The organism is Mycobacterium sp. SM1, from assembly GCF_018361265.1.
In the GTDB taxonomy this organism is placed as follows: domain Bacteria; phylum Actinomycetota; class Actinomycetes; order Mycobacteriales; family Mycobacteriaceae; genus Mycobacterium.
The window spans coordinates 316813-338159 of record NZ_JAFLNH010000003.1 but is presented as its reverse complement, the minus strand read 5'-3'; the positions used below and the strand labels follow the sequence as shown (position 1 = coordinate 338159).

At 64.1% G+C, this 21347-nt stretch carries 13 protein-coding genes and 4 pseudogenes; 9 read left to right on the top strand and 8 right to left on the bottom strand.

The features are described from left to right. Window positions 1-126 precede the first annotated feature (126 nt). The 7 genes and pseudogenes from MSM1_RS14710 to MSM1_RS14685 form a co-directional block, all read right to left on the bottom strand. A pseudogene (locus MSM1_RS14710) lies at window positions 127-1449 on the bottom strand (ISL3 family transposase). A 99-nt stretch (window positions 1450-1548) separates the two neighbouring features. Continuing rightward, window positions 1549-2348 (bottom strand): annotated as a pseudogene (locus MSM1_RS14705) (IS630 family transposase); the annotation flags it as partial. A gap of 72 nt (window positions 2349-2420) precedes the next feature. After that, a pseudogene (locus MSM1_RS23015) lies at window positions 2421-2579 on the bottom strand (ISL3 family transposase); the annotation flags it as partial. A gap of 580 nt (window positions 2580-3159) precedes the next feature. Beyond that, window positions 3160-3336, bottom strand: coding sequence for an FAD-binding protein (locus tag MSM1_RS14700; protein WP_213443508.1), 177 nt, complete (start codon window positions 3334-3336; stop codon window positions 3160-3162). Window positions 3337-3406: 70 nt separating this feature from the next. Then, on the bottom strand, window positions 3407-4675 hold the full coding sequence (locus tag MSM1_RS14695; protein ID WP_213443506.1) for a glycosyltransferase: 1269 nt from the start codon (window positions 4673-4675) through the stop codon (window positions 3407-3409). Between the two features lie 229 nt (window positions 4676-4904). Beyond that, window positions 4905-5816: a class I SAM-dependent methyltransferase gene (locus MSM1_RS14690; RefSeq protein WP_374101732.1), complete on the bottom strand. Its 912-nt coding sequence runs from the start codon at window positions 5814-5816 to the stop codon at window positions 4905-4907. A 130-nt stretch (window positions 5817-5946) separates the two neighbouring features. Next, the gene (locus MSM1_RS14685; RefSeq protein WP_213443502.1) at window positions 5947-7218 is read right to left on the bottom strand and encodes a glycosyltransferase; all 1272 of its coding nucleotides are present in this window, start codon (window positions 7216-7218) and stop codon (window positions 5947-5949) included. A gap of 266 nt (window positions 7219-7484) precedes the next feature. On the opposite strand from MSM1_RS14685, the gene MSM1_RS14680 reads away from it, so the two are divergent. From MSM1_RS14680 to MSM1_RS14665, 4 genes and pseudogenes are all read left to right on the top strand, one after another. Beyond that, the gene (locus MSM1_RS14680; RefSeq protein ID WP_213443500.1) at window positions 7485-9068 is read left to right on the top strand and encodes an MFS transporter; all 1584 of its coding nucleotides are present in this window, start codon (window positions 7485-7487) and stop codon (window positions 9066-9068) included. Between the two features lie 138 nt (window positions 9069-9206). Then, window positions 9207-9990, top strand: a pseudogene (locus MSM1_RS14675) (TylF/MycF/NovP-related O-methyltransferase). A gap of 211 nt (window positions 9991-10201) precedes the next feature. Beyond that, entirely contained in the window at window positions 10202-10534 is a 333-nt protein-coding gene (locus tag MSM1_RS14670) for an alpha/beta fold hydrolase (protein ID WP_213443498.1), read from the top strand. Further along, a complete protein-coding gene (locus tag MSM1_RS14665) occupies window positions 10531-11073 on the top strand; it encodes an alpha/beta fold hydrolase (protein ID WP_213443496.1) in 543 nt (180 codons plus the stop codon). The genes MSM1_RS14670 and MSM1_RS14665 overlap by 4 nt, the downstream gene beginning before the upstream one ends. An 89-nt stretch (window positions 11074-11162) precedes the next feature. Here MSM1_RS14665 and MSM1_RS14660 read toward each other — a convergent pair whose 3' ends face one another. Next, window positions 11163-12425 (bottom strand): glycosyltransferase, encoded by a 1263-nt coding sequence (locus tag MSM1_RS14660; protein WP_213443494.1) that lies wholly within the window; start codon window positions 12423-12425, stop codon window positions 11163-11165. Between the two features lie 226 nt (window positions 12426-12651). Here MSM1_RS14660 and MSM1_RS14655 point away from each other — a divergent pair, with 226 nt between their 5' ends. From MSM1_RS14655 to MSM1_RS14635, 5 genes are all read left to right on the top strand, one after another. Beyond that, a complete protein-coding gene (locus MSM1_RS14655) occupies window positions 12652-14055 on the top strand; it encodes a hypothetical protein (protein WP_213443492.1) in 1404 nt (467 codons plus the stop codon). Window positions 14056-14440: 385 nt separating this feature from the next. Beyond that, complete coding sequence (locus tag MSM1_RS14650; protein ID WP_307857420.1) at window positions 14441-14863, top strand: MmpS family protein; 423 nt, start codon at window positions 14441-14443, stop codon at window positions 14861-14863. Beyond that, window positions 14860-17853 (top strand): RND family transporter, encoded by a 2994-nt coding sequence (locus MSM1_RS14645; RefSeq protein WP_213443490.1) that lies wholly within the window; start codon window positions 14860-14862, stop codon window positions 17851-17853. Before MSM1_RS14650 ends, MSM1_RS14645 begins: the two co-directional genes overlap by 4 nt. A gap of 12 nt (window positions 17854-17865) precedes the next feature. Then, the gene (locus MSM1_RS14640; RefSeq protein WP_213443488.1) at window positions 17866-20772 is read left to right on the top strand and encodes an RND family transporter; all 2907 of its coding nucleotides are present in this window, start codon (window positions 17866-17868) and stop codon (window positions 20770-20772) included. Between the two features lie 203 nt (window positions 20773-20975). Further along, window positions 20976-21317 (top strand): hemophore-related protein, encoded by a 342-nt coding sequence (locus tag MSM1_RS14635; protein ID WP_213443486.1) that lies wholly within the window; start codon window positions 20976-20978, stop codon window positions 21315-21317. The last annotated feature ends 30 nt before the right edge of the window (window positions 21318-21347 follow it).

The window sequence follows — 21347 nt, the reverse complement described above, 5'->3', positions numbered from 1 at the left end:
TGGGAGGTGTCCATGTGGAGCCCCCGGGCGCAGCGAGGCGGAACGACATGGACACCGACGAGCGGGTAGCGCAGAATCGGCGACGTCTGAGATAGGGAACCCGAGGGGTGCCCTGGTGGAGGGGTGTTAGCCGCGGCCGGGCAGGGTGGGGCGGTGGCCGCCGAGGGCGAGCATGGCCAGGGCGATCAGCGCGGCGGGGTTGTGGAATCCGAATGCGATGCGGGTGAGCAGGCGGATCTTGGTGTTGGTGGATTCGATCAATCCTTGGGACAGGCCGTGGTCGAGGGCGGCGTCGATGGCCTCGCGGTGGCGTTTGATGCGGCGGGCCAGCTCGACGAAGACCGGGATGCGGCAGCGCCGCGCCCAGGAGATCCACTTGTCGAGGGCGTCTTTGCCGTCCTGGCCTTTGACCGAAAACACATGCCGCAGGCCCTCTTTGAGCAGGTACGCGCGGTAGAGCCGGGTGTCGGTCTTGGCGATCCAGGCCAGTTTGGCGGTTTGGCGTTCGGTGAGGTCTTCGGGGTTTTTCCACAGCGCGTAGCGGGCGGCTTTGAGCCGCCGTGCTCGTTCATGACCCGGCCGCGGCGCGGTGTTCCTGCTGGGGCGACCACGGCCCCATTTGGGCTCGCCGCGCGCGATCGCCCGCGCGTCGTTTCAGGCCCGGCGCCGCTCGGCATCCAGCGCCTCGGTGGCCCAGGCCAGCACATGAAACGGATCTGCGCAGCGGATCGCGCCCGGGCAGCGCTCGGCGACCACATCGGCAATCCACTCCGCCGCGTCGGCGGACACATGGGTGATCTGCGCGCCCCGCTGGGCGCCCAGAGCGTCGAAAAACCGCCGCAGCGTCTTGGTGTCGCGGCCCGGGGCGGCCCACACCAGCCGGCCGCTGTCGTGGTCAACCACCACCGTGAGGTACTTGTGGTGACGCTTATAGGAGATCTCATCGATGCCGATCCGACGCAGACCCGCAAACCGGTCGATCCTCTTTTCCGTGTCGGCCCACACCCTCGCCACGATCGCCCCTACGGTGCGCCAGGCGACCCGCATCAACTCGCACACCGCGGTTTTCGAACACGCCACCGCCAGCCAGGCCACCGTGTCATCAAAGGCCAAAGTGTGCCCGGCATGGTGGCGCGCCCACGGCACCGCCACCACCGTAGGCCCATGGGCGGGGCAGTTCACCCGCGGCGCATCGGCCTCCAGCACCACCTGCATCGTGCCCCAATCCAGGCCCCGCCACCGGCGCCGACCCTCACCCCGGTCATACCAGGGCGCCCTGCGACCGCAGCGGCCACAACGGCGCGAAACACCACTTCGCGGCCGCACCCGCGCCACCACCAGCGTGTCGCCGTCGGCGTCTTCCTGCCCGAACTCCTCGAACTCGATGTCTTCGATCACGGTGCGCTGGTCGACACCCAGCAGCGCACGCCATAGCCTCACATTGCGCACGTCGTTGTTGGCTCCTTTGGTTCCTGACCTTCCACAAGCCAGAAACCTTAAGCCACAACGACGTGCGCCCCTTACATCAACAACCGGCCCACGGAAGCGTCAGAAAAGCCACTTAACTACATGTTCGGGTTTGGTGCGTGCGCGCTGGACTTTGGCGAGGATGGATTCGGCGGTGGCGGTCCAGACGTAGGGCTTGGGATCGGTGTTGTGCGCGTTGAGGTATGACTCGATGCTGGCGATCAGGTCGGGCACGCTTGCGAAGATTCCGCCGCGCAGGTTCTTGTCGGTCAGGTCATGAAACCAGCGTTCGACCTGGTTGAGCCATGATGATGAGGTCGGGATGAAGTGGAAGTGAAAATGCTTGTGCCGCTTCAGCCATCGATCGACTTCGGTGTGCTTGTGGGTGCTGTAGTTGTCCAGGATCAGATGGACCTGCAGTCCCTCGGGGACTGCGCGGTCGAGCGTGTTGAGGAACTTGATGAACTCGGTGTGGCGGTGCCGGGGAAGGCATTGGCCGATCACTGTGCTGGTCAAAACGTCCAACGCGGCGAACAAGGCCGTGGTGCCATTGCGCTTGTAGTCATGAGTCATGGTGCCCCGCTCGTCCCGGCACCATCGGCAGTGATGGTTGGGTGCGATCCAGGGCCTGGATCTGGGATTTCTCATCCATACACAACACGATCGCCTTCTCCGGCGTATTCAGATACAGACCGACGACATCGACGAGCTTGTCTTCGAATTTGGTATCGGTGGACACCTTAAAGGTGCGGCTTGACGCCCAAGCCGGACTAAATGCGTTGTACTGCAGAATGAGTCACACCCACATGCTTGGCCATCGTGCGACATGACCAATGCGTGTGCCCGGGCGTAGTCTCCTCAGTGCCCAACCGCACGATCTGGGGCCCGGTGCGCTGATACCTCGTGTAGGTAGCTCCGACCTCCGCGTGGGCATCGACGGTGAACAAGGTCGTCAGCCGGGCTTTCTGGTTGTCGGTTTGCAGATCAGCCCCGCTCCGCAGGGTGCGCCGGGAACGGTAGAGCGGATCGGTCTTGCGGCCGCGGTGCCCGCAGGTGGCCAGCTGGATGCGGCGCCGGCACTTCTCGAGGACGTCGCCGGCCAACAGGATCACATGGCAGGGGTCTATCACCGTGCCGCGTCGGGCAGCAGCTTGTCTGCGGTTGCGGTCTTGAACTCAGAAAATCCATACATGACAACAACTTCCAGCTGGTCACGCCTGGACTGCTCACGCTGGCAAGTCACTGCTGAAACGCTCGTTTCCAGCGGCCCTCAACCATTTCCAAGAGTCTTGGCCGGATCGGTCTTATCCCTCACGAGCACGTAAGTGCCGCCACGGCGGGTAAGGCACCACACGTGCCCACCGACCCCGATCACCGCCACGCCGTCGAAGCGGGCCGATCAGCGATGAGTGCTCGCTGGCCTTCGGCGAGCCCCGCGTTGGTGGCGCTGTCTCACGACATCGCCAATGCCTCGACGACCCGGGCCATGCTCAGGCGCTGGTGGACGAGGGCTGCTAGCTCCCAGCGCAACCCTCGCTACCGTCACCCGTTAACGTGCGCACGAGCCGGTTGTAAAACTGTTTGGTGATCTCGGAAAAAGATGAGCATCGTGCCTGAACATGCTGACCCCGGATCGCCGATTTGACCCGGAGCGTAATCCCCGTCACGATCGGCTGTGCACCCGGAGGAAAATCAACAGGCGGTGTTCAGGTTTCTGCCCGCCTCCAGCAGGGCAACCCGCAGGCCGCCCTCCGTTAACTCCTTGGCGGCCCACGAGCCGGCGGCTCCGAACCCCACGACAAGCGCGTCATACGTCGCCGCACTCGTCCCCGCGCGTGCGGTGTCTCGGTCCATGTCCGCTCGTCTCATCCGCCATCGACCACGGCCGTCGCCGCGGTCACCCCGGCTGCCCCGGGAAAACCAGGATATGCGGGGGCGATCAGCCGGCACGCCACGAACGAGCGAAATCCTCCAGCAGATCAGCGGCTGCGGCGACGCTGTCGGCGGGTGTGCTCATCCGGGTGGCGATCTCACGGGCCCGCGCGGCACACCGCGGGGCCAAGATGGTGCGCAAATCCGCGAGCAGCGACTCCCGGGTGGTGCTCGAAAACCGCCGCGCGGTGCCCACTTGCAGCCGTTTGATCGCCGCTCCCCACAGGGCCTGCTCACCCAGCAGCCACAGGATCAGCGTGGGGGCGCCAGCGCGCAGGCCCGCGGCCGTGGTGCCCGCGCCGCCGTGGTGCACCACCGCGCGGCAGGCCGGGAAAACCGTGGCGTGATTCACCGCGTCCACCACCTTGACGTGCCCGACATGGGGGACGTTGCTGAAGTCGCTCCAGCCGGCGCACACCAGCGCCCGCTGGCCTAACTGCGCGCAGGCGTCGGCGATCATGGCCAGCGTACCGGCGGGTGACTCCACCGGTATGCTGCCAAACCCAAAGTAAATCGGCGGGGATCCCGCGGCGATCCACGAGGCGATCTCCGCATCGGTGTCGGTGGGCAGCTGCAGCGTCAGGGCGCCCACAAAGGGCCGCCGGCCGTCGAATTTCGCCCACTCGGTCGCCAGGCCGGGAAAGCACGCCTCGTCATAGGCCTGAATTTCCAGCGATCCGCGCTCGGTGACGCGCCGCGGGGCGGGGCCGGTTGCCCGCGGCAGCCCCAGCTCACGGCGCTGCGCGTCTTCGGCTTTCCGCCAGATGCGACCCACCAGCCGCTCGGTCACCGTCATCGTCAAGCGGCCCACCGCAGGTGGCAACGGCGCCAGGAGCTGGCCGTTGGGCCGCAGCGGCGCGTGATCCAGCGTGGCCAACGGAATGCCGTAATACTCGGCGACGTTGGCGACCACATCCTGATAGGCCATGCCGGTGCACAGCAGGTCGGCCCCGTCCGCCAGCGACGCCAGCGTCGCGCTCATTTCCCCCCAGCACCGGCTGCCGGGCTCCCAAGCGTCGCGCCACACCCTGATCAAATCCCGTGTCCTCCAGAAGTTGGCGAACAGATCCCGCCAAAAGTTGCGGTGCGCGCCCAGCATGACGTGCGTGTCTAACCCGTAGGCGACCGCGGAGAGCCCGGCCGCCGCGGCGAAACCGAGCAAATCGGGTGGGACAGCCAGGCGCACGTCGTGCCCGCGGCGGGCCAGTTCACGGCCCACAGCGGCGCAAGGCTCGACATCGCCGCGTGTTCCATAGCTTGCCAGCACAAATTTCATCGTGTGTCTTAAGACCTTTCACTTTCCGCGTTCTGCAGGGAAGCAGCGGCCGCCGAAGGGGCGTGCCCATTTGTCACCCTAATCTCTTTGCCCGTGCTATCGCTGAAAACCCCGAAGGTTCCGGGCAAGCGGCCGAAAACCGCTGTCCGACATCCCAAGTGCGGCGCGGTGGCGGCGACAACAACCAGCTGCAGCGGATACAACAACCGCGGGTCGGAGGGCGATTTGCTCACTTGGCCCGCAGGACAAAACCGGCCTGATCGCCACGGCCCTGCCGGTTGAGTTTTTCCGCGCGCCTTTCCCATTCCCAGATTGTCCTGGGCCCGCACGACCGAAGAACGATATGCAGGTTTGTCAGCGCCACGTCGCGCCGATAGGCTTCGCTGCCCAGAAATTGGAATACGGTGGAATCATCGAATGTCTTTTCCACTCGCAGCCCCACCCTATCGGCCGCCAGTGCCATCCCCTGCCGTGACGGAATGACAATATGCCGAGGGGCATCGATTTGTACCCAGTCACGCCGATAGACGTCCCACGCCTCGGATGAGGTCGTCGGCAGGCGAACCAGGCAAACGCCGCCGTCGGCGAGCCTGTCGTGCGCCTCCTTAAGCGTGGCAAGCGGGTCAGGGACGTGTTCTAGCGAGTGATTGAACATAATGAGATCAAATTCGCCGGTCACTTCGCTCAAATATCGCTTCATCAGCGGTACGCCGTGGGGCGTTTCGTCATCGGCTGCGATGAACGGATCGGCACCAGACAAATTAGTGAAACCGACTCTAGCCAACCGGTCGAGTAGCGCACCGTCCCCACAGCCCACGTCGAGAATTCGTACCTCACGTTCAGGCGCAAGCTCGGTGAGCATTCCGAAGACGTCTCCGCCGTCAAGAGCGCGGACGATGCCCGCGATCATGGGCGCCGTCATAAGAGCGCCGACCAGCCAGCCGCCAGCATGTAATTTAAAGCGGTCTTGTTGGGTAATCAGCCATCGGAGAGCCTTCGGCTGAGCTGAAATATGATAGGAGTAATAATTTGGTGGATAATGGCGCATGAGCTCATCGCCTTCGAGTGCCGTCACGATCTGTAATGTCTCGCAGGCGGCGCAGCTATAGTATTCGAACGGCTCTCGGGTCCCGAACATCATCTCGCGGACCACAATAGTTTGATGGGGGCCGGTCGCCCCGCACAAGCGGCACGCTTGGGTGATCGTGCTCATGCGGGCCTCCCATACTGGATCGGTGTGATCTCAACCGCCGAGATCAGCCATCGGTCGATCAGTCAACATGTTTTATGCGGGCGAAATTCTCCAGCAGCTCAGCGGCGGCCGCGACACTGTCTGCCGGCTTGGTCATTCGGGCGGCGATCTCACGGGCCCGGGTGACGTATGGCGGCGTGAGGATGGTTCGCAGGTCTGCCACCAGTGATTCGCAGGTAGTTTTTGACAGGCGCCGGGTGATGCCCACGTGCAGCCGTTTGACCGCCGCGCCCCAGATCGCCTGACCGGGATCCACTGTCGAGAGAATCAACGTGGGCACCCCGGCACGCAGGCCCGCGGCGGTGGTGCCCGCGCCCCCATGGTGCACCACCGCGCGGCAGGCCGGAAACGCGGCCGCGTAATTCATCGCGCCCACCACCTTGACATGCCCAAAACGGGCGATGCTGCCGAAATCGGTCCAGCCGGAGCACACCAGCGCCCGCTCGCCTAGCTGCGCGCAGGCAGCGGCGATCATGGCAAGCGTGTCAGCGGGAGATTTCACCGGCATGCTGCCAAACCCGAAGAATATTGGCGGTGTTCCCGCCGCGATCCACGAGGCGACCTCCTCGTCGGCATCGGTTGGCAATTCCAGCGTCAGCGCGCCGACAAAAGGCCGCCGGCCGGCGAATTGCGCCCACTCGGCCGCCAGACCGGGAAAACACACCTCGTCATAGGCCTGGATTTCCAGTACCCGGTTCTCTGCGGGCCGTTGTAGCGAAGGGCCCGCTGCCTTCGCCCGCCCCACTGCACGGCGCCGGGTGTCCTCAAGCTTCTCCGCGCCACGCCACAACTGCCATTCCCAAATCCTCAACGCGGAGCGGGTCACCGGTGCCGGCAGAAACGGCAGGAGCTGCCCGTTAGGCCGCACCGGGAGGTAGTGATACACCGCCAGCGGAATGTCGTAGTACGCGGCGACACCGGCAGCAAGCTGCTGGTAACCCAGGCCGGTGAACAGCACATCCACCCCCTCCGCCAGCACCGTCAGCGTCGCGTGCATCTGCGCCCAGCCCCCGGTGACGAGCTCGCCAAGCTCACGGCGCAACCGGAGCAGATCCCGGACCCTCCACGGGGTGGCGAAGAAGCGCGAAAAGAAGTTGTGCTGGGCTTCAACGATGACCCGCGAATCCAGCCCGTAGGCGAGCGCCTTCAGCCCGGCCGCCTCAGCAAAACCAACCAGGTTGGGCGAGACGGCCACGCGCACCTCATGCCCCCGGCGCAGCAATTCGCGACCGACAGCAACGCACGGCTCGACATCGCCGCGAGTTCCAAAGCCGGCCAGCGCGAACTTCACAACGGATCGCAGCCTCCCAGGTGCGGCGCGTTCTACAACTCCTACGAGATAAACGCGGGGCCAACATACCTACATAGCCGCCCCGCAGCCCTACTGTTGTAGCAACATAACTCCCAGACACGCTCGAGGATGCTGCGAAACGCCACTTATCCCCAGGGCATCTCCTCAATGCATCAAAAAATTGCACCAACCTCCCATCCAGGATGTAAAGGTTTGCGGCTGATCATGTTCAAGGGTGTCTCAACGGTGCTGTAGGGTAGCCCGCTATGACGGCTCTCAACGATGGAGAGCAAGCCTTGCCTCACGGGACCACACCACACACCAAGCGAGCGACCCCCATGCCTGCCGAACAGACCGCACTGGGCCGCTCGAGCAGGTATTTCCCGGCCGTTTTGCCGTCGCGCCGGTTTATCGGCGCGATTAGCGCCATCACCGGCATGCAGCTGATGGCCGCCATGGACGGCACCATCGCGCTGCTCGCGCTTCCTAGGATCCAAAATGAGCTGGGCCTCTCCGATGCGTGGCGGAGTTGGGTAGTCACCGCCTACGTGCTGACGTTTGGCGGGCTGGTGCTGCTGGGCGGTCGGCTGGGCGATGCCATCGGCCGCAAGCGCGCCTTCATCGGCGGGGTCGTGCTGTTCACTTTTGCCTCCGCCATGTGCGGCCTCGCCTGGAACGGCGCCATTCTGGTGTTGGCCCGCCTTCTGCACGGCGTGGCCGCCGCCATCGTCTCACCGACCTCTTTTGCGCTGGTGGCGACGACTTTCCCGAAGGGCCCGTCGCGCAACGCCGCAATGGCGGTGTTCGGGGCTGTCGGCGGTGTTGGCGCGGTGCTCAGCCTGGTGGTGAGCGGCGCGCTCACCGAGGTGTCATGGCGGCTGGTGTTTTTGGTCAATGTGCCCATTGGGCTGTTGGTGACCTCCGTGGCACGCAGCGCGCTCCCGGAGACCCAAAAAGAGCGGATGAGGCTCGACGCCACCGGCGCCGGGCTAGCCACGTTGGCCTGCACGGCGGCGGTGTTCGGCTTCGCGATGGGGCCCGAGAAAGGCTGGCTATCGGCCACCACTATCGGTTCGGGTGCGGTGGCGTTGGGGGCGTTCGTGGCATTCACCGTGGTAGAGCGCACGGCCGAAAACCCCATCGTGCCGTTCGATTTGTTCTTCGACCGCAACCGGCTGGCCACCTTCACGACCATCTTCTTGGCCGGCGGGGTGTTGTTCACTTTGTCGGTGCTGCTCGCCCTGTATGTCGAGAGCATCTTGGGCTATAGCGCGTTGCGCGCGGGCGTCAGCTTCATCCCGTTCGCCATTGCGGCGGCAACCGGGGCGGGCGTGTCGTCACGGCTGGTGGCGTGGTTCCCGCCACGGGTGGTCGTGATCGGCGGCGGCGTCTTGGTGCTGGGGGCGATCCTGTACAGCGCGACAACCTTCAACCACGGCATCCCGTACTTCCCGAACCTGGTGACGCCGCTGGTCGTCGCCGGTATCGGTATCGGCGTGGTCAACGTTCCGCTGACGCTCTCGGTGATCGCCGATGTCGGGCTGGACCGCGTCGGCCCCACCTCGGCGATCGCGCTCATTTTGTCCAGCCTGGGCGGGCCGGTGGTGCTGGCGGTCATCCAGGCCGTCATCACCTCGCGCACCCTGCGCCTGGGCGGCATCAGTGCGCCAGTGACGTTGATGAACCCTGCCCAGTTGCGTGCGTTAGACCACGGCTTCACCTACGGGCTGCGCTGGCTGGCCGGGGTGGTTGTGCTGGTCGGCGGTGCGGCGCTGCTCATCGGCTACACCGCTCAGCAAGTGGCGCGCGCCCAGCACATCAAAAAAGCCATCGGGGCCGGGGAACTGTAGCTAGCCGAGACGGGGTCCGCCGCTTTGCGGACTGGGCCGCGGCAGGACCCCACTGCGAAGGCTACGCGCCGCAAACCAATCGGCGTGTTTTGGCACGCGGCACAACCCGTGGTGCCGGCAGGCGCTATGGTTGCCGGCGTGTCAACACGGTTGTCTGCCAGCGCTCGTTTCATGCTGTGGGCGGGCCGCACGCCCTACTGGTTCGTGCACAGGCTCCTAAAAGATGTCTACGCCGACGATGGTTTGATTAGTATTCATCGCCACGCCTTCCTGGACGACCGCGTTTCAACGCGCCTATCAGCGCGGCGTGCGCGCCTTGGGCGGCCAGGACTGGTATCGGTGGCACTGGCGGGTGCACGTCGGGCTGTGGGCGGCGGCCAGCGCCAGCCGCCTTGACGGCGATTTCGTCGAGTGCGGAGTCAATTATGGGTTCTTGAGCAGCGTCGTGATGGAGTTCCTCGATTGGGATCGGCTGGGCAAGACGTTTTATCTGCTCGACACCTTTGCGGGACTCGATACCCGCTTGTTCGCAGACGATGTACGCCGGGCCGCGGCGCTCAAGAGAAACCGGCGTTGCCTACGCCGCGGGTTGTACGTCAGTTCTGTAGATGATGTCCGGAAGAATTTCTCGCAGTGGCGGAATCAGCGGATCATCGTCGGCGCGATTCCGGAGACACTCGACCAGGTCGACGCGCGCGCCGTGGCGTTCCTCCATATCGATATGAATTGTGCTCCACCCGAAGTCGCCGCGCTGCGCTTTTTTTGGCCGATCCTCTCTCCCGGTGCCCTCGTGGTGCTGGACGACTACGCCAACCGGGGGTTCGAAGAGCAGCGCCTCGCCATGGATGCCGTGTCGAATGAATTGGGCATGCCAATCTGTGCATTGCCCACCGGTCAGGGTCTGCTCGTCAAGCCGCGCTGAGACCTTCCGGGTGGCGCCGCGCAGCTGTGCCCGGTCACCATGGCCCACGGACTTGCCAAAAGAGACGCGCATCGAATCGTCCCCGGGGGGCCGGCGCATATCAGCACCGAGAGCCTCCAGTGTTAGAGTCCACTGGGCATTAGCATTAGCAAGAAGGGCGCACAGCGAAGTGGCGGATTTTCGGCGCGGCCAAGTGACCGCGAATGGGATCATGTTCGAGTACTTGGAGGCCGGGCAAGGGCCACTTGCACTGTGCGTGCACGGCTTTCCTGATTCGCCGTTCACGTATCGCTACTTGCTGCCTGCCCTGGCCGAGGCGGGTTTCCACGCCGTCGCCCCGTTCATGCGCGGCTACGCGCCGACCCAACTGCCACCCTTGCGCACCCGTGTGCACACCAGCGTGCTGGTCGCCGACCAGTTGGCGCTGGCTGCCGAACTCGGAGGTGACCGGAACGCTTTGCTCGTGGCTCATGACTGGGGGCAGTCGGGGCATGGGGAGCGCTTCGGCGCGGGCCACACTTGTGGGGTCGGGCGGTCATCATGAATATCCCGCCGTATGAGATCTTTGCCGAGAATCTCTTCACCTATCCTCAGATCAAGCGAAGCTTTTATTTCTGGTACTTCCAGATGCGGCACGTGATCGAGGATCGGGTGCGCCAGAATGACTTTGAGTTCATTCGGGACATCTGGGGCGATTGGTCCCCGGGTTATCAGGCCGACGAAGATCTGGTACACGTCCGGGAGGCGCTCGCCGAGCCGGCTTGTCTGCGGACAGCGCTCGGCTATTACTGGGCCCAGTTCGACCCCACCGAGTTCGGCTCGGCCCAGTGGGCCGCCGAGCAAGAGGCGGCCTGGGGAGGCACCGTCGGCCAGCCCCTCCTTTATCTGCATGGCACCACCGACGGATGCTACGGGGTGACCGCCGAGCAGATCACCCGGATCCCCGGTTATGGCGGCACGGACTCGGCCGCCGAGCTGATCCCGGGAGTCGGCCACTTCATGCTGGTGGAGCGACCTAACGACATCAACGAGAAGATCCTCTCCTGGCTGCAACGCACCGGGAAGACACATGCGGCAGACTAGTTATCACGTTGATTCACCTTACGCAATATGCGCGCAGGGCTCTCGACGATGGCGACACGGGCAGAGCGTCGACAGCGGGCAGTGGTCAATCATCCAATCTTCTGACGGGCGAAGCTTTCCACAAGATCGGCTGCGGCCGCAGCGCTGTCGGTGGGCGTGCTCATCCGGGTGGCGATCTCACGGGCCCGCGCGGCGCACTGCGGGGCCAAGACGGTGCGCAAATCCGCGACCAGCGACTCCCGGGTGGTGCTCGAAAACCGCCGCGCGGTGCCCACTTTCAGCCGTTTGATCGCCGCTCCCCAGATCGCTTGGCCAGGGTCCATCCACAGGACTAACGTGGGCACCCCGGCGCGCAGGCTCGCGGCCGTGGTACCCACACCGCCGTGGTGCACCACCGCGCGGCAGGCCGGAAAAACCGTGGCGAAATTCGCCGCGCCCACCACCTTGACATGCCCGACGTGGGGGACGTTGCCAAAGTCGCTCCAGCCGGCGCACACCAATGCCCGCTGGCCTAACTGCGCGCAGGCGTCGGCGATCATGGCCAGCGTATCGGCGGGTGAGTCCACCGGTATGCTGCCAAACCCAAAGTAAATCGGCGGGGATCCCGCGGCGATCCACGAGGCGATCTCCGCATCGGTGTCGGTGGGCAGCTGCAGCGTCAGGGCGCCCACAAAGGGCCGTTGGCCGTCGAATTTCGCCCACTCGGCCGCCAGACCGGGAAAGCACACCTCGTCATAGGCCTGAATTTCCAGCGATCCGCGCTCGGTGATGCGCCGGGGGGCGGGGCACGTCGCTTGCGGCAGTCCCAGTTCACGGCGCAGCGCATCCCTGACGCTCTTTGCTGTTCGCCAGCCCAGCCACTCGTAGATCCTCATTGCGAGGCGGGTCAACGTTGGCGGCACAACCGGTAGGAGCTGACCGTTGACCCGCATCGGGAAGAAGTGCACCGTGGCCAACGGAATGCCGTGGTACTCCGCGACGTTGGCGGCGGCCTCCTCGAAATTCCCGGCAATCAGCAGATCCGCCCCCTCCGTCAGGGACACCAGCGGAGCATTCATCTGCGCCCAGCACTGGTTGGTGGGCTCCGCAACTTCGCGCAACAACCTGGCCACATCCCGGATCTTCCAAAAACTGCCTAATAGGCATCTGAAAAAGTTGCGATGCGCATCCAGCCACGTCCGGGTGTCGGTCCCATACGCCGTCGCCGCCAGCCCGGCCGCCTCGACGAAGCCCACCAGGTCGGGCGGCACCGCCAGGCGCACATCGTGCCCGCGGCGCGCCAGCTCACGGCCGATGGCGACGCAGGGCTCGACATCTCCGCGCGTTCCATAGCTCGCCAGCACAAATTTCATTACGGATTCGGGCCTTTCAGCACCATGCGCACAGTATGCGCATACTACGCAATGAACGGCATGAATGACGACGTGAAAATGACCGTGCCTCGCATTCTTCAGCTCGACTCCCGAAAAGGATCCTAAACACCGCACTGCGGTTGCGGGACTGTGGTCTGGCCCGTCCACTCACGGCTCACAAGGCGACGGCAGTGGGCCGGAACACCACACAGGAGATAATGGCCGCATGCCAAGCACCGGCAATGGGCCGCCAGACAACCGGCTCGCGATCCTGGACCACGCCGTGTTCGCCCAGCATCGCGCCGTCGGCCGGCGGGTAGTCATCCAGGTCGTGTGGGTATACGAGCACGCTATCGACGTCGACGGGGTGCGGCGCTTCAACCGCAATCTCAGCAAAGGGCTTTTGGGCCGGCGCATCGAGCGTTCGCCGCTGCCGTTTGCCCGGCTCCGGTGGGTGTCGGATCCGGGGCCGGCGGACATCGATGTCGCCGAGCGCGCCCGTCCCCGCGTGGAGCTCAGCGATTGGGCCGATGAACGCTCCCAGCTACCCGTCGACGTGGAACGCGGACCCGGCTGGCATATCGGTGTCCTGCCATTGAGCGACGGCTCGAACGCGGTCAGCCTGGTGATCTCGCACTACCTGATCGACGGCTTCGGCTCCGCGCTCACCATCGCCCGGGCCGTCTTGGAGCACGCGTCCGACCTGGGCTACCCGCCGCCGCGGTCACGGACCCGGCTGCGTGCGGTGGCGCAGGATGCCCGCCAAACGGCGCGGGACGCGCCCCAGGTCGCCCGTGCGCTGGTCGCGGCGGCGAAGCTGGCCCGGCGCGGGCGGCCCTATGGTCCCAATGGTGCCCTACCGTCGCCGTCACGGCCCGCGGACCCCGGTGGCGGCGACGGCGATGTCACCGTCGTCGTACCGGTGATCACCATGCACATTGACGTGCATGCTTGGGATGCGCGGGCGAAGGCCCTAGGCGGCACCGGTGACACGCTGCTCGCCGGGCTGGCCGCAAAGCTTGGGCAGTACATGGGACGCCGGCGCGCCGGTGACGGCGCCGTCACCCTGCAACTACCCATAAGTGAGCGGACCGAATCCGACACCCGTGCGATCGCGGTGTCGTATGCGCGTGTTAGCGTCGATCCGACCCGGGTCACGACGGATCTGCGGGATGCGCGGACCGCCATCAGGCGGGCGCTGACCGCGCTGCGGGAAACGCCCGACGACGATGAGCGCCGCCTGGCGTGGCTGGCCCCGCTAACACCGAGGCGCACATTGCAACGGCTGGCCGATGCGGCGCTCACCGACCCCGATCGCCCGGTGTTTTGCTCAAATCTGCGCGACCTCGGCGTGGTGGTGTACGCCCTGGCCAGAACCGATGACGAGTACGCGACCGTTAGCGCCCACCTCAACACGCTGCATCTCATCCGGGTGGTCGGCCAGCGGGTGACAAGGCGGTGGCTGGAGCGGGCGGGCGGGCATTTGACCATCCAATCGTGGCGCATCGGCGACAAGATCGGCATCACCGTTGAGGCCTATCGGCCGGGCGCCGAGAACACCAAGCCCGCCTTGCGCGCGTTGGCTGCGCGGGTGCTGGCCGAGTTCGGCCTGACTGGCCAGATCGAGTAGCAGCCATCCCCCACCCGCGGGGGAGGTTGACGGCAGTTGGCGAGCGCCCGAGGACAACGCGCGCCAACCTGCGGGCCTGCCCCTCGCGCAGCAGCGCCGGCTTCCCCGCGTCGACGCCGGCAATACGCGCTACAATTCCCCTTCACCGAGGGGGAAGGAGCCAACCGAGCACCGATATGGTTTACTCATCACGATCGGATCGCGCTCCCCGAGGCGACATTCGCTTGAGGTGACCGCCGCAAGCTAGCCTTGGGCGGGGCTGCGACGCCCGCCGCGTTCGAAATGCCGCCGTTTCGTGGGTCGCGGCCGATCTGTGGTTGCATGCTTGAGCGGTTGACACGGCAGCGGGTGCGGAATCAACTCGAGGGGATTCGCGATTTTGACGATTTTGCGGCGGGCATGGATTCCGTTGGTCATACTGGTGGTCATCGCCAGCGGAGGATTCACCGTGACCCGGCTCCACAGTGTATTCGGCTCTGAGAAACGCCCCTCGTATTCCGACACCAAAATGAATGACACCAAACCCTTCAACGCGAAGCGCCTGACATACGAGGTCTTCGGCCCACCGGGAACCGTGGCCACCATCAGCTATTTCGACGTCGACGCTAACCCGCAGCATATCGAGGGCGCACGTTTGCCGTGGTCGTTGGAGTTCGCAACCACCGAGGCAACGGCCGTGGGAAGTGTCGTGGCGCAAGGCAACAGTGACAGCATTGGCTGTCGCATCATGGTCGACGGCGAAGTCAAGGCCGAACGAATATCACACGAGGTGAACGCCTTTACCTACTGCCTTTTGAAGGCCGCATGAGCAACAAGCACATGGCCAACGGCCACAGCGCACCATCATTCGTGGCGCGGGCGATCCATCGGCTTTCGCTGCCGATCATCCTGGCGTGGCTGGCGATCGCCGTCATCCTGGGCACCGCCGTCCCCTCGCTGGAGCAGGTCGAAAAAGAGCGCTCGGTATCCCTGGAACCCGCCGACGCCCCGGCGTTCAAGGCGATGAAGCGCATGGGTGAGGACTTCAGGGAGTCCAATTCCCAGACGGTGGCAATGATCGTCCTGGAGGGCCAGCAACCCCTGGGCGACAATGCTCACCGATACTACGATCATTTGATTCGCCAGCTGCAAGACGACCCGAAACATGTGCGCCACATTCATAATTTCTGGGGGGATCCGCTCACGGCGGACGCCGCGCAAAGCGCCGACGGCAAGGCCGTTTATGTCCAACTGGATCTCGCGGGCAACCAGGGCCAGCCCCTAGCGAACGAGTCGGTGGAAGCCGTGCGCAACATCGTGGCGCGCACACCGCCGCCGCCGGGGGTCACCGCATATGTCACCGGCCCCGCCCCGATCGCCGCCGACATCGGCCGCAGCGGGGACCGGACGGTCGCCACGATCACGGCAGTGAGCATCGCGGTCATCTTTACGATGTTGCTGCTCGTTTACCGTTCGGTTGTCACGGTAATCGTCTTGCTGCTGATGGTCGGGGTGGAATTGCAGGTCGCCCGGGGAGTCGTCGCGTTCCTCGGCCATCAGCAGCTCATTGGTCTCACGACCTTCGTCGTCAATCTGCTGGTGTCCCTGGGAATCGCGGCCGGAACGGACTACGGGATATTCTTCTTCGGGCGATATCAAGAGGCCCGCCAGGCCGGCGAGGATCGGCAAACGGCTTTTTACACCACCTACCGGGGGGTCGCGCCCGTTGTTCTGGCCTCCGGTTTGACCATCGCCGGCGCGCTTCTCTGCCTGAGCTTTACCCGGCTGCCCGCTTTCCAGGCCCTGGGCGTCCCGTGCGCCGTGGGCATGCTCATTGCGGTCGCGGTGGCGCTGACGCTGGTGCCCTCCGTTATCGCCGTGGGCAGCCGCTTTGGGCTCTTCGACCCGAAACGCGCCATCAGGGCCCCCGGGTGGCGGCGCATCGGCACGGCGATCGTGCGCTGGCCGGCGCCCATTCTCGTCGCGACGTTAGCGGCCGCGCTGATCGGGCTATTGGCGCTGCCGGGCTTCCAGCCCAATTTCAACGATCAAAAATATATCCCCAAAGATATCCCCGGCAACCTGGGATACGCGGCGGCGGAGCGTCATTTTTCCGAGGCGCGGATGATGTCACCCGACATTCTCTTGGTCGAGGCCGACCATGATATGCGCAATTCCGCGGACTTTTTAATACTAAATAAATTAGCCAAGGGAATCTTCGCCGTTCCAGGAATTTCCAGTGTCCAGGCCATAACCCGGCCCACGGGGGCGCCCATTGCGCACACGTCGATACCATTTATTCTGAGCATGGCGCAGGCAAGCCAGGTGCAGAACTCGACGTATCAGAAAGAACGCATGAAGGACCTGCTCAAACAGGCCGACGAACTGGCTCAAACGATCAGCCTGATGCAGCGGATGTATGCTCTGATGCAACAGCTCACCGCCGCCACTCATCACATGGTCGGAAAAACTCATGAGATGATGGCGATCACCGAAGAGCTGAGAGACCACGTTTCGGATTTCGAGGATTTCTGGCGGCCGATCCGTAGTTATTTCTACTGGGAAAAGCACTGCTACGACATTCCTATCTGCTGGTCGATCAGGTCGATATTCGACACACTCGACGGTGTGGACTTGCTCACCGATAAGCTGCAGGAGCTGGTTAAAGATCTCGATCAGATAGACGTGCTCATGCCGCAAATACTCGCCCAATTCCCGCCGATGATCGCGACCATGCAAAGCAGCCGGACCATGCTGCTGACCATGCACAGCACGATGTCCGGGGTTCTCAGCGAGATGGACGAAATGAGCGATAACGCGACCGCCATGGGGAAGGCGTTCGACACCGCGAGAAATGACGACTCCTTTTATCTGCCGCCGGATGTCTTTAAGAACAAGGACTTCAAACGAGTCATGAAGGTGTTCTTGTCGCCGGACGGGAAGGTCGCCCGGTTGCTCATCACGCAACGGGGCGATCCCGCGACCATCGAAGGGGTCTCGCGGGTCGCGGCGATAAAAACGGCCGCCGAGGAGGCGCTGAAGGGAACTCCCCTGGAAGACGCCAAGATCTACCTCACCGGCACGGCTGCGATCGTGAAGGACATCGTGGACGGCTCCACCTACGACCTTTTGATCGCGGCGGTCGCCGCGCTGTGCCTGATTTTCATCATCATGCTGATCATGACGCGCAGTTTCGTGGCCGCTTTGGTCATCGTGGGCACGGTGGCGCTGTCACTGGGGGCGTCCTTCGGGCTTTCCGTGCTTGTCTGGCAGTACCTTCTCGGCATCCAAATACACTGGGTGGTTTTGGCAATGTCGGTGATCGTCCTTTTAGCGGTGGGCTCCGATTACAACCTGCTGCTGGTCTCCCGGATGAAAGAGGAAATAGCGGCCGGAATAAACACGGGCATCATCCGCGCAATGGGCGGCACCGGCAAGGTCGTGACCAACGCGGGCCTGGTGTTCGCCTTCACCATGATGTCTATGGTGGTCAGCGACCTGCGCATCATCGGCCAGATCGGCACCACCATCGGGCTTGGCCTGCTGTTCGACACGCTGGTGGTGCGGGCGTTCATGACGCCGTCTGCCGCCGCGCTGCTGGGCCGCTGGTTCTGGTGGCCGCAACGCGTGCGCCCACGTCCCGCCAGCGCCCTCCTGCGGCCCGTCGGGCCCCGCCCGGCGGTGCGCTCGCTGTTGCTCAGCCAGCAGTCCGTCAACGGCGGAAATCCGCTGCCGGTCCCAGAGGCGCACGCCGGCGACACCGACACGGATCGCCTCTATGTTGAGCATCACCACCATGTCGTGCCCAAGCGACCGTAAGGCGTTCGGCGCATGAGCACCGAACGCCCCCAGCGGTCCTTCGTGGCCCGGGCCATCCGCTGGGCTGCGCCGCTGGTCATCCTGGGCTGGGTGGCACTGACCGTGGTTGTGACGCTGGGGGTGCCGTCGCTGGAGCAGGTGGGCCAGGAGCATTCCGCGTCGATGAGCCCCAAAGACGCACCGTCGGTGCAGGCCATGGTGCGCATGGGAAAAGACTTCAAAGAATCCGATTCCGACAGCTTCGCGATGGTCGTCCTGGAGGGCCAGCAGCCCCTCGGCGACGACGCCCACCGGTACTACGCCAACTTGGTTCGTGAGCTGCGCAACGACCCCAAGCACGTCGAGCATGTGCAGGATCTGTGGGGGGATCGGCTCACGGCGGCGGGCGCGCAAAGCCCCGACGGCAAGGCCGCCTACGTGCAAATCAACCTGGCCGGCAACCAGGGCACAACCTTGGGGGACGAGTCCGTGGCGGCGGTCCGCGCGATCGTCGGGCGGACCTCCCCGCCTGCCGGGGTGAAGGTCTATGTCACCGGCCCCTCACCATTGGTCGTGGATATGCACCACAGTGGTGACAAGTCCATGCTGAAGATCACCGCGGTCACCGTCGCGATGATCTTCACGATGCTGCTGCTGGTCTACCGCTCAGCCATCACCGTGGTTTTGCTGCTGGTCATGGTCGGGGTCGAATTGGGGGCGGCCCGCGGAATCGTCGCGTTTCTCGGTCACCATAACGTCTTTGTGCTCTCGACGTTCGCCGTCAACCTGCTGGTGTCCCTCGGGATCGCGGCCGGAACCGATTACGCGATCTTTTTGTTCGGCCGCTATCACGAGGCGCGTCAGACCGGGCAGGATCCCGAAACCGCCTACTACACCATGTATCGGGCGGTCGCTCCCGTCGTCCTGGCCTCCGGTTTGACCATCGCCGGCGCCATCTTCTGCCTGAGCTTCACCCGGATGCCCTATTTCCAGACGATGGGCATCCCGTGCTCGCTGGGACTGGTCGTTGTGGTGGCCGTCACCCTCACGCTGATTCCGGCGGTCATCGCCATCGGCAGCCGCGTTGGCCTATTCGACCCCAAGCGCATGATGCGGGTCCGCACCTGGCGCCGGGTGGGCACCGTCATCGTCCGCTGGCCCATGCCGGTTCTGGGCGGGGCGACCGCGCTCGCGCTGATCGGCCTGCTGACCCTGCCCGGCTATAAAACGAGCTACAACGACCGCCTCTACATTTCCAAGGACATTCCCGCCAATTTGGGATACACGGCCGCCGACAGGCATTTCTCCCAGGCCCGGATGATGCCCGAAATCCTGATGATCGAGTCGGATCACGACATGCGCAACCCAGCAGATTTTCTCGTGATCAACAAGCTCGCCAAAGCAATTTTCAAGGTGCCGGGAATTTCTCGCGTGCAGGGCATAACACGTCCCGAGGGAACCCCGATCGACCATACCTCGATACCGTTTCTGCTCAGCATGCAAAGCGCCGGAATGGTCCAAAACATGCAGTACATGAAACAGCGCACAAAAGACATGCTCAAGCAGGCCGACGATCTGACGAAGATGATCCACCTGATGGAGCGGCAGTACGAGTTGACGCGGCAGCTCAATGCGCTCACCCACGACTCGATCATCAAAACAAAGGAAATGACTGCTATCACCGACGAATTACGCGACCACATAGCCGACTTCGAAGACTTTTGGAGGCCGATCCGTAGCTACTTCTACTGGGAAAAGCACTGCTACGACATCCCTATATGCTGGTCACTGCGGTCCATTTTTGATTCGATCGACGGTGTCGACGAGATCACGGAAAAGATGCACGAGCTCATCAAAGATCTCGACCAAATAGATGTGTTGCTGCCGCAAGTACTTAACTTGATGCCGCCGATGATCGCCACGATGAAGAACATGCGGACCATGACGCTGACCATGCACAGCACCATGGCCGGCACCCTGGACGAGATGGACGAAATGACCGAGAACGCGGCGGCCATGGGACAAGCGTTCGACGCGGCCAAAAACGACGACTCCTTCTATCTGCCTCCGGAAGTTTTCCAGAACAAGGACTTCCGGCGCGCGATGAACTCCTTCCTCTCCCCGGACGGCAAAGCCGCGCGATTCATTATCTCGCAGCGCGGAGAGCCGGCAACACCCGACGGCATCAAACGCATCGACAAGATAAGATCTGCGGCCGAGGAGGCCCTCAAGGGAACGCCGCTGGCAAGCGCCAAAATCTATATCGCCGGCGCCGCGGCGACCTATAAGGACTGGTCGGACGGCTCCAGATACGACCTCCTGATCGCCGGAGTGGGCTCGCTCTCCCTTATTTTCATCATCATGCTGATCATCACGCGCAGTTTTGTCGCCGCACTGGTGATCGTCGGTACGGTGGCGCTTTCGTTGGGCGCGTCATTTGGCCTGTCGGTGTTGATCTGGCAGTACATTTTGGGCATCAAACTGCACTGGATGGTGCTGCCGATGTCGGTGATCATCCTTTTGGCGGTGGGGTCGGACTACAACCTGCTGCTGGTCTCCCGGATGAAAGAGGAGATAGGCGCGGGCATTAAGACGGGCATCATCCGCGCGATGGGCGGCACCGGCAAGGTCGTGACCAACGCGGGCCTGGTATTCGCCTTCACGATGATGTCCATGGTGGCCAGCGACCTGCGCATCATCGCTCAAGTCGGCACCACCATCGGCCTCGGCCTGCTCTTCGACACCCTGGTGGTGCGTTCGTTCATGACGCCGTCCATCGCCGCGTTGCTCGGACGCTGGTTCTGGTGGCCGCAGCGCGTGCGCCCGCGCCCGGCCAGTCAAATGCTGCGGCCGTATGGGCCGCGGCCGCTGGTTCGGTCCTTGCTGCTCAACGAGCGGCGCGACGAAGCCGCCACCCCACTCCCAAGCCCGCTCGTCTGAGCGGCCAAACGGGAAACCGCAGCGTGACGAGCCAGCGCGGGCTCGGAGGATGGTGTGACCCACCACGTCACAACGCTCCAGGGCGCGCGAGCACGCCGTCCCCGGCGCAGTCGGGCTGCCGGCGGCCGCGGCGTGGGCGTGGTCGCCGCCGGGCGAGTACCGTCGATACGATCGTCTAGAAGGCGTCTGGAAGGGGAGCGCACATGATCAAACTGTCGCTGGCAAGGCTGGCGGTTGCCGTCGGCGGGCTGGGATTGACGGCGTTGACGGCCGGGAGCGGGATCGCCTCGGCGGACCCGGATCTGGGCCCGATTGTCAACACAACATGCACGTACTCGCAAGCGATGGCGGCGCTTAACGCGCAAAATCCAGAAGCCGCCGCACAATTCAATGCCTCGCCAACGTCGCAAGCTTTCTTGCGCCAGTTCCTCGCCGCGCCCCCGAGCCGGCGCCTGCAGATGGCCCAGCAGGTGGAAAGCACGCCGGCGGCTCAGCAGTACTTCGGAATTATCCAGCAGGTCTTCAACACCTGCAGCAACTACTGACGGCTATTAGACAGCTGGACGGCGCGGTTC